The 13,196-nt window shown below is 70.7% G+C and carries 13 protein-coding genes and 2 tRNA genes; 9 read left to right on the top strand and 6 right to left on the bottom strand.

The annotated features are described in order from the left end of the window. Positions 1-179 precede the first annotated feature (179 nt). Positions 180-2,009: a phosphoenolpyruvate carboxykinase (GTP) gene (locus C8E84_RS12635; protein ID WP_159902640.1), complete on the top strand. Its 1,830-nt coding sequence runs from the start codon at positions 180-182 to the stop codon at positions 2,007-2,009. Positions 2,010-2,213: 204 nt separating this feature from the next. Here C8E84_RS12635 and C8E84_RS12630 read toward each other — a convergent pair whose 3' ends face one another. Beyond that, positions 2,214-2,798, bottom strand: a complete 585-nt coding sequence (locus tag C8E84_RS12630; RefSeq protein ID WP_159902638.1) for a hypothetical protein — start codon at positions 2,796-2,798, stop codon at positions 2,214-2,216. 189 nt (positions 2,799-2,987) lie between these two features. On the opposite strand from C8E84_RS12630, the gene C8E84_RS12625 reads away from it, so the two are divergent. Both C8E84_RS12625 and C8E84_RS12620 read left to right on the top strand, forming a co-directional pair. Continuing rightward, positions 2,988-3,722, top strand: coding sequence for a response regulator transcription factor (locus C8E84_RS12625; RefSeq protein ID WP_159902636.1), 735 nt, complete (start codon positions 2,988-2,990; stop codon positions 3,720-3,722). Between the two features lie 17 nt (positions 3,723-3,739). Continuing rightward, entirely contained in the window at positions 3,740-5,209 is a 1,470-nt protein-coding gene (locus C8E84_RS12620) for a sensor histidine kinase (RefSeq protein ID WP_159902634.1), read from the top strand. A gap of 77 nt (positions 5,210-5,286) precedes the next feature. Here the strand turns inward: C8E84_RS12620 and C8E84_RS12615 are convergent, their stop codons facing one another. From C8E84_RS12615 to C8E84_RS12605, 3 genes are read right to left on the bottom strand one after another with little or no spacing between them, the layout of a single operon-like run. Continuing rightward, positions 5,287-5,778, bottom strand: a complete 492-nt coding sequence (locus C8E84_RS12615) for a GNAT family N-acetyltransferase (protein WP_246196924.1) — start codon at positions 5,776-5,778, stop codon at positions 5,287-5,289. Between the two features lie 37 nt (positions 5,779-5,815). Continuing rightward, positions 5,816-6,391 carry a hypothetical protein gene (locus tag C8E84_RS12610; RefSeq protein ID WP_159902632.1) on the bottom strand — a complete coding sequence of 192 codons (576 nt, stop codon included), beginning with the start codon at positions 6,389-6,391 and terminating at the stop codon, positions 5,816-5,818. Then, entirely contained in the window at positions 6,388-6,555 is a 168-nt protein-coding gene (locus C8E84_RS12605; RefSeq protein ID WP_159902630.1) for a hypothetical protein, read from the bottom strand. Before C8E84_RS12605 ends, C8E84_RS12610 begins: the two co-directional genes overlap by 4 nt. A gap of 103 nt (positions 6,556-6,658) precedes the next feature. On the opposite strand from C8E84_RS12605, the gene C8E84_RS12600 reads away from it, so the two are divergent. Both C8E84_RS12600 and C8E84_RS12595 read left to right on the top strand, forming a co-directional pair. Then, positions 6,659-6,751, top strand: a tRNA-Ser gene (locus C8E84_RS12600). A gap of 240 nt (positions 6,752-6,991) precedes the next feature. Beyond that, complete coding sequence (locus C8E84_RS12595; protein ID WP_159902628.1) at positions 6,992-8,884, top strand: penicillin-binding transpeptidase domain-containing protein; 1,893 nt, start codon at positions 6,992-6,994, stop codon at positions 8,882-8,884. A gap of 66 nt (positions 8,885-8,950) precedes the next feature. Here the strand turns inward: C8E84_RS12595 and C8E84_RS12590 are convergent, their stop codons facing one another. Next, positions 8,951-9,154, bottom strand: a complete 204-nt coding sequence (locus C8E84_RS12590; RefSeq protein ID WP_048553073.1) for a cold-shock protein — start codon at positions 9,152-9,154, stop codon at positions 8,951-8,953. Positions 9,155-9,435: 281 nt separating this feature from the next. Next, positions 9,436-9,522: transfer RNA gene (locus tag C8E84_RS12585), tRNA-Ser, on the bottom strand. Between the two features lie 222 nt (positions 9,523-9,744). Between C8E84_RS12585 and C8E84_RS17860 the strand changes: the two genes are divergently transcribed. The 4 genes from C8E84_RS17860 to C8E84_RS12565 all read left to right on the top strand — a co-directional run bounded on the left by C8E84_RS17860 (position 9,745) and on the right by C8E84_RS12565 (position 13,154). Further along, complete coding sequence (locus tag C8E84_RS17860; RefSeq protein ID WP_211675530.1) at positions 9,745-10,137, top strand: protoporphyrinogen oxidase; 393 nt, start codon at positions 9,745-9,747, stop codon at positions 10,135-10,137. Between the two features lie 805 nt (positions 10,138-10,942). Next, complete coding sequence (locus C8E84_RS12575) at positions 10,943-12,058, top strand: S8 family serine peptidase (RefSeq protein WP_159902626.1); 1,116 nt, start codon at positions 10,943-10,945, stop codon at positions 12,056-12,058. Continuing rightward, positions 12,055-12,654 carry an RNA polymerase sigma factor gene (locus C8E84_RS12570; protein ID WP_246196923.1) on the top strand — a complete coding sequence of 200 codons (600 nt, stop codon included), beginning with the start codon at positions 12,055-12,057 and terminating at the stop codon, positions 12,652-12,654. Before C8E84_RS12575 ends, C8E84_RS12570 begins: the two co-directional genes overlap by 4 nt. After that, positions 12,651-13,154: a carboxypeptidase regulatory-like domain-containing protein gene (locus tag C8E84_RS12565; protein ID WP_159902624.1), complete on the top strand. Its 504-nt coding sequence runs from the start codon at positions 12,651-12,653 to the stop codon at positions 13,152-13,154. Before C8E84_RS12570 ends, C8E84_RS12565 begins: the two co-directional genes overlap by 4 nt. Positions 13,155-13,196: the final 42 nt, after the last annotated feature.

Raw genomic sequence — 13,196 nt, 5'->3', positions numbered from 1 at the left:
ATCGCTTGTGAGGAGCCTCATAAGGTGCAAGCGCTTCCGCGGTGGTTACCTGCAAGTACCCCGGCCTACGGTGGAGGAACAGGCTCCCAGCGGCGGGCGCCGAGCCACCGCGTCAGGCGGGCTCGCGGGTTCGCGCAGCGGGGTGGCCACCAGTGAGCAGGACCGGCGGAAGGACCACCATGACCACGCAGGCAGAGCACACGACAGGGACCAGTCACGCAGGCCTCCAAGCCTGGGTCGACGAGGTCGCTGCGCTCACGACCCCGGACTCGATCCACTGGGTCGACGGATCCGACGGGGAGTGGGACGCCCTGACGACCCTGCTCGTGGAGTCCGGCACCTTCACCCGACTGAACCCCGACAAGAAGCCCAACAGCTTCCACGCGGCATCCGACCCGTCCGACGTGGCGCGCGTCGAGGACCGCACCTTCATCTGCTCCGAGGACGAGCGTGACGCGGGCTTCACGAACAACTGGAAGTCCCCCGCCGACATGAAGTCGATCATGACCGACCTCTACCAGGGGTGCATGACCGGTCGCACGATGTACGTGATCCCGTTCGTCATGGGTCACATCGAGGCCGACGTGCCGATGTTCGGCGTCGAGATCACCGACTCCGCCTACGTCGTCGTGTCGATGAAGATCATGGCCCGCATCGGCGCCAACGTGCTCGCGGCCATCGAGGCCAACCCCGACGCCTCTGTGGTCAAGGGCCTGCACTCGGTCGGCTTCCCGCTCACCGAGGGCGTCAGCGACGTCGCGTGGCCGTGCAGCGACACCAAGTACATCGCGCACTTCCCCGAGACCCGCGAGATCTGGTCCTACGGCTCGGGCTACGGCGGAAACGCCCTGCTCGGCAAGAAGTGCTACGCCCTGCGCATCGCCTCGGCCATGGCCCGCGACGACGGCTGGATGGCCGAGCACATGCTCATCCTCAAGCTCGTCTCCCCCACCGGCTCCAAGCACTACATCGCCGGTGCCTTCCCGAGCGCGTGCGGCAAGACCAACCTCGCCATGATCGACCCCACCCTCGAGGGCTGGACCGCCGAGATGGTCGGCGACGACATCGCCTGGATGCGCTTCGGCCCCGACGGCCGGCTCTACGCCGTCAACCCCGAGTTCGGCCTGTTCGGCGTCGCACCCGGCACCGGCGAGCACACCAACCCCAACGCGATGCGCACCGTGGAGAAGGGCAACTCGATCTTCACCAACGTCGCCCTCACCGACGACGGCGACGTGTGGTGGGAGGACATGACCCCCGAGAAGCCAGCGCACCTCACCGACTGGAAGGGCAACGACTGGACCCCCGAGTCCGGCGTTCCCTCCAGCCACCCGAACAGCCGATTCTGCACCCCCGCGAAGCAGTGCCCGATGATGGCCGACGAGTACGACGAGCCCAACGGTGTGCCGATCGACGCCATCCTGTTCGGTGGCCGCCGCAAGACGACCGTGCCGCTGGTCTACGAATCGCGTGACTGGGCCCACGGCGTGTTCATCGGCGCGACGCTGTCGTCCGAGACCACCGCTGCCGCGACCGGCGCCGTCGGCGTCGTGCGCCGCGACCCGATGGCCATGCTGCCCTTCATCGGCTACAACGCCGGCGACTACGTCAACCACTGGCTCGAGATCGGCAAGCAGGCCGACGAGTCGAAGCTGCCGAAGATCTACCAGGTCAACTGGTTCCGCCGCGACGACGAGGACGGCTCCTTCCTGTGGCCCGGCTTCGGCGACAACGCCCGCGTGCTCAAGTGGATCGTCGAGCGCCTCGACGGTTCCGCGGAGGCCGTCGAGACCCCGGTCGGCCTCGTGCCCACCCCCGGCTCGATCGACACCACGGGCCTGGACATGAGCGAGGAGCAGGTCGCCAAGGCCCTCGCCGTCAACGTCGAGGAGTGGCGCGAGAAGGAGCTTCCGCTCATCGAGGAGTGGTTCGCCAAGTTCGGCGACACCCTCCCCACCCAGCTCGCTGACGAGCTGGCCACGCTCAAGGCGCGCCTCGAGAGCGCCTGACAGACGGTCCCCGCCGGACCACGAAGGGCCCCGCCGACTGGTGTCGGTGGGGCCCTTTGGGTGTGCGGGGCGGTTCCGGATGCCGTGTGGCCGCCACCGCGCTCGTCGAGAGTAGGCGAATCGCCGTGCAGTGCTCTGCTCTGACGGCGATTCGCCTACTCTCGACCGCCGACCTAGTCGTTCAGGTGGGCTGGCTGGCGGTACTCAGGTGGTCTGGCTCGTACCGTTGGCGTCGCCCGGGTCGGTCGAGGTGCCGCCACCTGGAAGCTGGCCCTCATCCTGACCTTGGCCGCCCCCGGGGAGCTGCCCCTGTCCCTCGCTGCCGTCGGGAACGTCCCCCTGCATGCCTCGCGGCCCGTGGCCGAGCCCGCCTCGGCCCTCACCGCGGCCCTCGAACCCGGCGCCACCACCTTCGCTGATCTGGCTGCCCCGATCGTCGTGGCCGGCCACCGTTGCGGCCGTCGCCCCGACGACACCGCCGAGCAGCAGCCCTGCGGCGAGCGCGCCACCAGCCAGGGCAAGACGCCCCGTCCACCACGCACCCTTGCCCTTGGTCTTGGCCGGAGCCGCAGCCGCAGCCGCGGGGGTGACAGCGGCGGCCCAGGCCGGCGTATGCACCGCGGGAGGTGCGGCGGGCACCTCGGCCGCGGACGGCATCCGCGTGGTGTCGACGCTCTCGAAGCGCTCGGTGTCGTCCGAGGCCTGCGGGATCAGCTCGGTCCGGTCGGGCAGCTCGGACTGGCCGGTGTTCTCGGGCTGGTCGGTGTGGTCTTCGGGTCGCTTGGCCATGGTGGCGCCTTTCGGTGGAGGTGGTGACTACCTGCCTCGACTGTGACGACGGCGCCTGTGCAGCACCTGTGCCCCCGCCATCGGTGCGCTGGCAAGCATCCAGGGGCCGAACACCACCCGGTGCGACACACAGGAAGCACACAGCAAAACCATGGACCCACCTCAGCGCCCACGACCAGACTGTGGCCCATGACGACCCGCCCCGTGAGTGCCCCCGCCCTGCTCCGCCCTGACGGCTCGCCCGTGCGGGTGCTCGTGGTGGACGACGAGCCCAACCTCACCGAGCTGCTCTCGATGGCACTGCGGTACGAGGGCTGGGAGGTGCGCACCGCGGCCAGCGGGCTCGCGGCGGTTCGCGCGGCCAAGGAGTTCGGCCCCGACGCCGTCGTGCTCGACATGATGCTGCCCGACTTCGACGGCCTCGAGGTGCTGCGTCGCATGCGCGGGGACGACCCCAACGTGCCCGTGCTGTTCCTCACCGCGAAGGATGCCGTGGAAGACCGGGTCGCCGGCCTCACCGCCGGCGGCGATGACTACGTGACCAAGCCGTTCAGCCTCGAGGAGGTCGTCGCGAGGTTGCGCGCCCTCATGCGGCGCACCACCGTCGCCACCGACGAGGGCAGCTCGCTGCTCGTCGTCGGGGACCTCACCATGGACGAGGACAGCCACGAGGTCACCCGCGCAGGTGACGAGATCCACCTCACCGCAACGGAGTTCGAGCTGCTGCGCTACCTCATGCGCAACCCCAAGCGGGTGCTTTCGAAGGCGCAGATCCTCGACCGGGTGTGGAACTACGACTTCGGCGGCCAGGCCAACGTCGTCGAGCTCTACATCTCCTACCTGCGCAAGAAGATCGACGCCGGGCGCGACCCGATGATCCACACGATGCGCGGCGTGGGCTACGTGCTCAAGCCCGCCGACTGATCCGGCAGGCTGATCGGATGCCGTCCCCTCCCTCGCGCTGGACGCTGCGGTCCAAGCTGCTCGCCTCGATGCTGGCGCTGTTCTCCGTCATCATGCTCGCGACCGGCGCGCTCACCCTGCTCGAGACCCAGCGCTACCTCGAGCGGGGCCTGGTCTCCGACCTGTCGACCGTCCTCTCCCGTGTCGACGTCGACCGCGACCGCGACGGCCGCACCCTCCCCCCACGGGGGCGCGGCGACAGGCCGGGGGCCCCCGGCGGCGGGGACGTGCTGGTGCTGGGACTGAAGGCCGACGGCACGGTCGCGACGACGGCATCCGGGGTGGCCATCAATGCCGTGGTGAACGAGGACCGCGAGGACGACGTGCTCGACGCCAGGCAGGTGCGCCGCATCGCGCGGGCGGACGTCGGCACGCAGCCGCGCCGGGTCGAGATCGGCGGGGACGTCGGCACGTACCTGCTCAAGGCCGACACCCTGCCCGGCGGGAGCCGCCTCATCGTCGGGGTGTCGACGCACCCGGTCGACGAGCTGTTGGCCAAGCTGCTCGCCCTCGTGGCGGGCGGGACGATGCTCGGGCTCGTCGCCGTGGGCGTCGGCGGCACCGTGCTGATCCGGCGCAGCCTGGCTCCGCTCGACCGGGTGGCCGCCACCGCGCGCCGGGTCTCCGACCTGAAGCTCGACTCGGGCCAGGTGGCCCTCGCCGAGCGGGTGCCCGCCGACGACGCCGACCCGAACACCGAGGTCGGCCAGGTCGGCCTGGCACTGAACACCATGCTCGACAACGTCGAGTCGGCCCTGCACGCCCGCCAGGAGAGCGAGACCCAGGTGCGGCAGTTCGTCGCCGACGCGAGCCACGAGCTGCGCACGCCGCTGGCCTCCATCCGTGGCTACGCCGAGCTGACCCGCCGCGAGAGCGAGCCGGTGCCGCCGACCGTCACCCACGCCATCGGGCGGGTGGAGTCGGAGGCGCTGCGGATGCAGGTGCTCGTCGAGGACCTGCTGCTACTCGCCCGCCTGGATGCCGGGCGGCCGCTCGAGCGCGAACCCGTCGACCTGTCGCTGCTCGCCGTCAACGCGGTCAGTGACGCGCACGCCGCCTCCCCCGACCACGTGTGGGAACTCGACCTGCCGGAGGAACCGGTCGAGGTGCCCGGTGACCAGGCCCGGCTGCACCAGATCCTCGCCAACCTGCTCGCCAACGCCCGCACCCACACCCCGGCGGGGACTCGCGTGATCACACGGGTGCGCCCCGAGGGTTCGCTCGTGCGGATCTCGGTGAACGACGACGGCCCCGGCGTGCCTGACGCGGTGCAGGCCACCGTGTTCGAGCGCTTCACCCGCGGCGACGACGCCCGTACTCGCAACGGTGGCTCGACCGGTCTGGGCCTCAGCATCGTCGCAGCCGTCGGCCAGGCCCACGGTGGGCGCGTCGAGATGTCGAGCCGGCCGGGCGACACGACGTTCTCGGTGCTGCTCCCCGCAGAGTGAGCGGCGACAAGACCGCGACTTCTTGCACCCCAGCCACCTCAGGGCGTGGCTGGAGTGCAAGAAGTCGCGCTGTCAGGTCAGGTCAGGCGCAGCGAGTACGCGATGAGGTCGACGTCCTCGCGTGGCGACCAGTCACGCTCAGGGCAGCGCACGAATCCGAGCCGCTCGTAGAGCCGGTGCGCGGCGCGCATCGTCGTCGACGAGCACAGCACCACCGCATCGAACCCCCGCTCGACCGCCAGGTCGAGCATGCGGCGCGTCAGCGCCTCGCCGATGCCACGACCCGCGGATGCCGGGTCGACTGCCAGCGTGCGGATCTCCGCCTCACCGGGGCGCGCGACCTCGGCCATCGGCGACCCCGGTTCGACGAAGGTCACCGTGCCGACGACACCCCGCTCGTCGAGCGCCACCCACAGTTGGGCACCCCGGGCGCGCGCGACGGCATCCGAGAGAAACGACAGGTACGGGGAGCCCGGGTCGATGACGCCCCCGGAGACGTAGGCGTCGACGGTGAGGCGCCCCACGGCATCCAACTCATCGGCGTGGGCGGGGCGAATCGTCAGGGGCACGATGCCATCTTGGCAAACCGGGGTCCGCGAGGCGCACTCAGAGCTCGAGGACGACGAAGCTGCCCTCGGCATCCTCGAAGAAGACGACCCCGGTCCACGGGTAGGTGTCGATCTCGGCCGTGCAGACGATCGCCGTCGAGGCGCGCACGGATGCCGTGTCCGGGCACGTGAGCCCGTCGACCTCGTCGTAGTAGTCGAGCAGGACGTTGCCCAGGGCTGCCTCGAGACGGTCGCCGCTGAGGGCCGAACCCTCGGGCAACGCGACGACCTCGCCCCGCAGCGACTCGAAGAACGCACTGTCGTCGAGGTACGGGTCGGAGCTCACTGCGCCGATGATCACGGCCACGAACGCGGTCAGCAGGGCCAGGCCTGCGGCGACGGCGGCGCCGATCGCCCAGCCGAGTGCGGTGCGGGCCTTGCGGAGGGCGGCCTGCCCCTCCGGCTCACCGATGGGCTGTGGCTGGGCCCACCCGCTGTACGCGGCCGAGGGCTGGTTCCACGCCGGAGCACCGTACGGATGGCTGCTGGGGACGGTCGGAGCGGGGGTCGGCTGAGGGGTGGTCGGGGTGGGAGGGGTCGGCGGGACCAAGGGGGGTCCGTCGGGGCTGCTCACGGCATCATCATCTCCTCGCCCGCAACGACGACCGCCACGAGGGCGATGATGCGCGTCGAGTCCCGCTGAGGAGCGGGTGGCGGCGCCTGCTGGGGGACGGCAGTCGCGGTCTGCTGCAGCGCAGGGGGCGCTGTCGGTCCTGCTGGATCCCCCGTGTGGCTCATGGCTGGAGTCTGGCAGCAACCACGGCTGACGGCAGGCCCAAACGAGACAAGGACGGGGTCGCTTTGCCCGCCGGGTGCCCGGACAGTTACCCTGTGCGACGTTGGAGGCGTCGCCTAGTCCGGTCTATGGCGCCGCACTGCTAATGCGGTTTGGGTCTCAAGCCCATCGAGGGTTCAAATCCCTCCGCCTCCGCCACAACGACAACGCCCCGCGAGAGCGGGGCGTTGTCGTTGTGGCGGAGTGCAGAGGGATGCTGGGAGCGGGCGTGGTCGGGTGAGGGACGAACCCGCCCACCCCGCGACTCCCTCCGCCTCCGCGGCTCCCTCCGCCTCCGCGGCTCAGGGCACGCAGCAGTTCGGATCGCACGCCGTAATTGCTGCGTGCGATCTGAACTTCCGCGTCGGTTCGGTCGGTGGGGCGTAGTTGACTGGGGGCATGAAGTCACGCATCGCCCTGCTCGTCGCCGCCCTCCTCGTGCTCGTCGCGGGGGCGGGCGGAGTGTGGTGGTGGCGCCAGCAGGGGTCCGAGCAGGATGCCGCGGCGAAGGCGGCGCTCGCGGCCTTCGCCGCTGCGTGGGTCGCCAAGGACGTCAGCACCGTCCCGTTCGCGGACACCGCGCTGCGTGACACCTTCCCCGACGTGGTCAAGGACCTCGGCGAGGCCCCGGTCGAGGTGACCGTCGGCGACAGCGCGCGTGACGGCGACACGGCATCCGCCGACCTCGCGGTGCGGTGGACCCTGCCGGGCGAGGTGGCCTGGTCGTACAGCGTGCCCACCACGGTGACGCGCTCGGGTGAGACGTGGCAGGTGGCCACGCCGAGCGCCGGCACCCCGTGGCACCCCGACCTGCCACCCGGCGAGACCTTCTCGATGGAGCGCACCACCGGCGAGCGCGGCGACCTCGTCGACCGGGCCGGCGACCCGCTCATGCCGCTCGGCACGGTGCACAACGTGGCGATCGACCCGGTGAACGCCACCCCCGAGGCGGTGGCCGCTCTCGAGCCGATCGTCGACGCGGATGCCGGGTCGCTCACCGACGCGCTCGCCAAGGCGACCGCGTCGGGCTCCAAGGCCCCGATCCCGGTCATCAGCTACCGCGACGCCGACTGGGAGCCGCGGGCGGCGAAGATCACGGCCCTGGCACCGAGCGTCATCGCCCCGACGTCGCAGCAGCCGCTCGCCGTCACCCGAACCTTCGGCCAACCGCTCCTCGGCACCGTCGGCGAGGTCACGGCCGAGGTGGTCGACAAGAGCGATGGCCGTTACGTCGCCGGTGACCGTGCGGGGCTGAGTGGCCTTCAGGCGCAGTACGACCAGCAGCTGGCCGGCGCCGTGGGCCTGCGGGTCGAGACGAGCGGTGGCGTCGTGCTCTTCGAGCAGGCCGCCACGGACGGCACCGATGTCGTCACGACCCTCGACCCCGGCATCCAGGGCGCCGCAGAGGAGGCCCTGGCCGCGGCCGAGTTGAAGGTCCCCGGGGCGATCGTCGCGGTGCACGTCCCGACCGGGGAGGTGCTCGCGGCGGCCAACAGCCCGAGCAGCGGCTTCGACCGCGCACTGACCGGTCGCTACCCGCCGGGCTCGACGTTCAAGGTGGCGACGACCTACGCGTACCTCACGAACGGCATTATCACCCCCACGTCACCGGTGCCCTGCCCCAAGACCACCACCGTCGACGGGCTGGAGTTCGGCAACTTCGGGGGCAGCTCCCTGCCCGGCAGCCCACCGTTCTCCAAGAGCTTCTCGGAGTCCTGCAACACCGCCTTCGTGAGCCTGGCGGACTCGCTGGAGGCCGATGACCTCACCACGGCCGCGAAGACGCTGGGGATCGGGGCGGGGTGGGCCGACACCGTGGGCGTGACCGGCGCCTTCGACGGCAGCGTGCCGGCGACCACCGGCGGCACCGACGCCGCAGCGGCATCCATCGGTCAGGGCCGGGTCGAGGTCTCGCCGCTGGCGCTGGCCGTCATGTCCGGCAGCATCGGGCGTGGCACCTTCCTCGCCCCGGTCCTCGTCAAGGGGCCGGAGGCGACCACGCCGCGACCGAGCCCCATCGACGGGAAGGCTGTCGCCGACCTGCGCGCGATGATGTTGTCGGTCGTCGCGGGCGGGTCGGGCGCGGAGGCCAGTGGAGCACCGGGCGGCCAGCTGCGGGGCAAGACGGGCACCGCCGAGTACGGCACCGACCCGGACGCCCCGCCACGGGTGTGGTTCACCGGCTACCAGGGGGACGTCGCCTTCGCCGTGCTGGTCGAGGAGGGCAGGAGCGGTGGTCTCGTGGCCGCCCCGATCGCCAAGGACTTCCTGACCCGCGTCGCCGCCCTGTAGTCGACAGCGAAAGGCCCCGTCCGGATGCCGGGCGGGGCCTTTCGTGAAGACTCGGGGGTTTCCGGGTCAGATGGGGCGGACCTGGTCCGCCTGCGGACCCTTGGGGCCCTGCGTGACCTCGAACTCGACCCGCTGGGCCTCGTCGAGGCTGCGGTAACCCTGCGTGTCGATCGCGGAGTAGTGGACGAAGACGTCGGGGCCGCCGCCGTCCTGGGCGATGAATCCAAAGCCCTTCTCAGCGTTGAACCACTTCACGGTGCCCTGTGCCATATCTGGGGTGACTCTTTCTGTGTGTAGCACTCGGCCGGCGCACGTCGCACCGACCGTGGATGCGAACTCCAGTTCCCCTTGAGGCACGCGGTAATTCGACTGCCAGGAAGTGCTGATGCTGCAACCGACGCTGAAACTAGCACCAACCAAGGTTACTCGCGCGTCTCGAAATCCGGCGATCATCCAGCGGACGCCGACGGCTTCGGAGCGCCCCACGGGCCGCACTTCGGTTTCGGCGCCATGGCAGCGAGAGGGGCAGCGAAACCGTCAGCGGCCAGGAGCGGAGGGCGTGGGATTCGAACCCACGATGACGTTGCCGCCATAGCGGTTTTCAAGACCGCCGCACTAGGCCACTATGCGAGCCCTCCTGGACTGCAGAGCCATTGTGCAGCACTCGACCCCGGAGCGGCCCTCGGGGCACCAAAGGCCAAGAAGAGCACACCGATCGGTGCGTTGTGGACAGGATCCGGCCCCGAGGGCCCGCCAGGACACCGAACCACACCGAACGGTGCGGTGGCGGCGGGCGCCGCTCCCCGGCATCCGGACCCCTGTTGGCAGGTAGGGTCTGAGGCCGACGACAAGGAGTCCCCATGGCGAAGCTCACCTTCATCGCGGGCCTGGCCGCCGGGTACGTCCTCGGCACCCGCGCCGGCCGGCAGCGGTACGAACAGATTGCCCGCACGTCCGGCAAGGTGTGGCACTCCCGGCCGGTCCAGAAGCAGGTCGCGAACGCCAAGGAGGCCGCGCGCACCAAGGCGGCCCCGGCGGTGGCCGACATCGTCGCGGATGCCGCGCGCGCGACCGGTCAGCGGCTGCGCGCCAGCCGTACCGTGACGGCCGAGACGATCACTTCCAGCCCCAGTACCCCACCGCCCACTGCTGGCGGGACCATGCCTCCGGTGGCGAACGGCAGCCCGACGGCTGCGCCCCGGCCCACCCCGGACCCGTGGGCGGCTGCGTCGCGCACCGACGGCGCCGCCTGAGCCCCTCCACCCAGGCGATCCCTGTCGGCGCGCGACGCGCCTGACGTCGCCCTCCGGGGTACCCGACCCTGCGCCGGCAGCCGGTGGAGGGCTGGCGGCCCGCGCAGCGCGGGCCCCGGAGGGGTCCGTCATCGGGGAAGGAGCGCGCTGGCAACCCGCTGATACCGGATGACCGGAAGAACTTTCCGAGGGCGGGTGTATCAGCACGGGCCGTTCGGCCTCCTGTGCAGTGACGACCATCCTCACTACGCTGGAGCGAGCGCGTTCGCGCCTCGAACCGGCCCCTTCAGGAGCACCGCATGAGCGAGACCACCCCTGACGAGAACGCTCGCCGCGGCGAGGCGGCGAGTGAGCCGAACCCTCCGTTCTTCGCGGTGCCCGCGACTGCGCTCCGACGCTTCGGCGCGACCATCCTCGACCCTGTCACGGCCGACCGTCTGGGCGACGAGCCGGCCCCGCGTCCGGTCGCATACATCCCGAACCGCCTCCTGGTCCCGGGACTGACCCAGGACCAGCTCGAGGCGCCCCTCCAGATGCTGGGCCGCCTGGGGGACGAGATGCAGTTCACCGTCACGGTCGTGGAGAGCAGCCTTCTCGGGCTCGCCAACGAGCTCGAGTACGCCGACGTCCTCGGGAACGTGACCCACTCGGTTGCGCAGATCACTCCCGTACCGGGCCGCGTCGGCCCCCCGCTGGATGCGTGGTCGGTGCTGCAGCAAGCCCGCGTCACGTACGGCCGTGATGAGGTCGCCAGCTGGGGTCTCAACCACGTGCTCATGGCCACGGGGTACATGGGCGGCGTCGCATGGCGGTCGGCTACATGGGCGGCGTCGGCTACATGGGCGGCGTCGGCTACATGGGCGGCGTCGGCTACATGGGCGGCGTCGGCTACATGGGCGGCGTCGGCTACATGGGCGGCGTCGGGGTCCCCGGCACGGCATCCGGACGCGGGCCGGTCACCCTCGCCATGCCCTCACCTCCGAGAACCGGCGGAAGGTCGCCCGTCGTCGCGATCCTCGACACCGGTCTCGGCGAGCACCCCTGGTTCGAGGACCCTGCGTTTGCCGATCGCGACCCGCGACTCAGGGGCACCCAGATCGGGTTGCGTTTCCCGGCCGACGCGAACCCCGAGGGCACGGGGGTCAGCATCGACCTCGTCAACCAAGCCCTGGACCCGCTGGCTGGCCACGGGACCTTCATCGCCGGGATCGTGCGCCAACACTGCCCCGACGCCCGCATCGTCGCGGTGCCCGTGATGTACGGAGACGGCGCCGCGGACGAGGCCGACGTCATCACCGCCCTCAACGCGCTGGCGCTCTGGCACTGGGCAGCACGGGACGGCAAGGTCAAGGGCGATCCTGTCGACGTCGTCAACCTGTCGCTCGGCTACTACCACGAGTCCGCAAACCCGGTCCGCGACGAAGCCGCCCTCTTCAGCATCCTCGACCAGCTCTCGACGGATGGCGTCGCCGTCATCGCCGCAGCGGGCAACGGCGGCACGTCGGAGTGCTTCTGGCCGGCTGCGCTGGCTGGCCGGCCCAGCACGGGAGGCGTTCCCATCACGAGCGTCGGCGCACGCAACCCCACCGGCGACACCGTGGCCCTGTTCTCCAACACCGGTCCCTGGGTAACCACGTACCAGAAGGGGGTGGCCGTCGTGAGCACGATGCCGGTGACCCTCGAGGGCTCCCAGCGCAGCGAGGTGGCTGTGCCGCACGGTACGTACCGTGCGCGGGCGACCCCTGACCCGGACTGCTACGCCACCGGCTTCGGACTCTGGAGCGGCACCTCGTTCTCGTGCCCGCGCTTCGTGGGGAAGGTCGCCGCTGCGCTCTCCGGCAGCCAGGCAGCACTGAACCCCATGGACCGGGTTGCCCAGGTCTCCGAGGCCGTGAAGGTAGCGCTCGGAGACCCGTCGTGAGACAGGCAGGGGCGGATGCCGGCAGCCTGGCCATGCGCGCGGCCAACGCCTTCCGCACCTTCCGGGACGGTAACCCGTCCGGGATGTCCACCCTCGTGGACGAGGTGACACCCCTGCTGTGGCACGTCGCCCGCCAGCAAGGGCTCGCGCACCAGGCTGCGGAGGACGTCGTCCAGAACACCTGGCTCAAGCTCGTGGAGCATTCCCCCTCGATCGCCGACCCTCAGTCGGTCCTCAAGTGGCTCATCACGACCACGAAGCGCGACGCTTGGTCCGCTGTCGCCCGCGGGCACCGCGACGAGCCCTCCGCCTACGCTGACGTGCGAGATCAGGAGAGCGACGCGACGGCACCGTCGCCCGAGGAGGCGATCCTCACCGACGCGGACGTCCGACTGGTGTGGCAGCACTTCTCGACCCTTCCCGAGCGGTGCAGGGCGTTGCTACGGGTCATCGCCTTCGCGGAGAAACCCGACTACGCCAGCGTCGCCCAAGCACTCGGGATGCCGGTGGGAAGTATCGGACCGACTCGTGGTCGCTGCCTTGCCAAGCTCCGTCAAGCCCTCGTCACCGACCCACGTTGGGAGATGCCGTCATGAACGCCACCCCGGACCCCGAGTCCACCCTTGCCCGCGGCACCCTCGACGGCGTCGACACGCACGTGCTCGACCAGGTCCGTCACCTGCACGAGGTCCTGGACCCGCCTCCCGTCGACCTCGTCGACCGGATCAAGTTCGCGATGAGCGTCGCAGCCCTCGAGGCGGAAGTGGCCGAGATCGTCTCGAGCGCGACCTTGCAGACAGTGCGGAGCACCGAGTACGACCGGGCCGACACCGTGACGTTCGCCAGCGATGGCCTCAGTGTCATGGTCAGCATCGAGCACGGTGCGAGCACCACGCTGGTCGACCTCGTCGGGTGGGTGACCGAGCCTGAGGTCGAGGTTGAGCTGCGTGAGCGCGGACGAACTCGGACGACCGAGGTCGACGCAGATGGCCGGTTCACCTTCGCCGCCGTCGAGCGAGGCCTGGTGAACTTCGTCGTGCGCCGTCACTCGGACTCGGCAGCCCCACCGATCATCACCCCCGCCATCGAGCTGTAGGAGGTCTCATCGAGGAGGACCCCATACGACGAGCCGCAGTCC

Origin of the sequence: Ornithinibacter aureus, from assembly GCF_009858245.1 — a bacterium.
GTDB classification, from domain to species: domain Bacteria; phylum Actinomycetota; class Actinomycetes; order Actinomycetales; family Dermatophilaceae; genus Fodinibacter; species Fodinibacter aureus.
This window is presented reverse-complemented; position numbering and strand designations above follow the sequence as displayed.

Bases quoted from the DNA above. Each gene is read 5' to 3' on its own strand.
- C8E84_RS12635 (WP_159902640.1), top strand. From the start codon at position 180: ATGACCACGCAGGCAGAGCACACGACAGGGACCAGTCACGCAGGCCTC.
- C8E84_RS12630 (WP_159902638.1), bottom strand. From the start codon at position 2,798: ATGGCCAAGCGACCCGAAGACCACACCGACCAGCCCGAGAACACCGGC.
- C8E84_RS12625 (WP_159902636.1), top strand. From the start codon at position 2,988: ATGACGACCCGCCCCGTGAGTGCCCCCGCCCTGCTCCGCCCTGACGGC.
- C8E84_RS12620 (WP_159902634.1), top strand. From the start codon at position 3,740: ATGCCGTCCCCTCCCTCGCGCTGGACGCTGCGGTCCAAGCTGCTCGCC.
- C8E84_RS12605 (WP_159902630.1), bottom strand. From the start codon at position 6,555: ATGAGCCACACGGGGGATCCAGCAGGACCGACAGCGCCCCCTGCGCTG.
- C8E84_RS12595 (WP_159902628.1), top strand. From the start codon at position 6,992: ATGAAGTCACGCATCGCCCTGCTCGTCGCCGCCCTCCTCGTGCTCGTC.
- C8E84_RS12590 (WP_048553073.1), bottom strand. From the start codon at position 9,154: ATGGCACAGGGCACCGTGAAGTGGTTCAACGCTGAGAAGGGCTTTGGA.
- C8E84_RS17860 (WP_211675530.1), top strand. From the start codon at position 9,745: ATGGCGAAGCTCACCTTCATCGCGGGCCTGGCCGCCGGGTACGTCCTC.
- C8E84_RS12575 (WP_159902626.1), top strand. From the start codon at position 10,943: ATGGCGGTCGGCTACATGGGCGGCGTCGGCTACATGGGCGGCGTCGGC.
- C8E84_RS12565 (WP_159902624.1), top strand. From the start codon at position 12,651: ATGAACGCCACCCCGGACCCCGAGTCCACCCTTGCCCGCGGCACCCTC.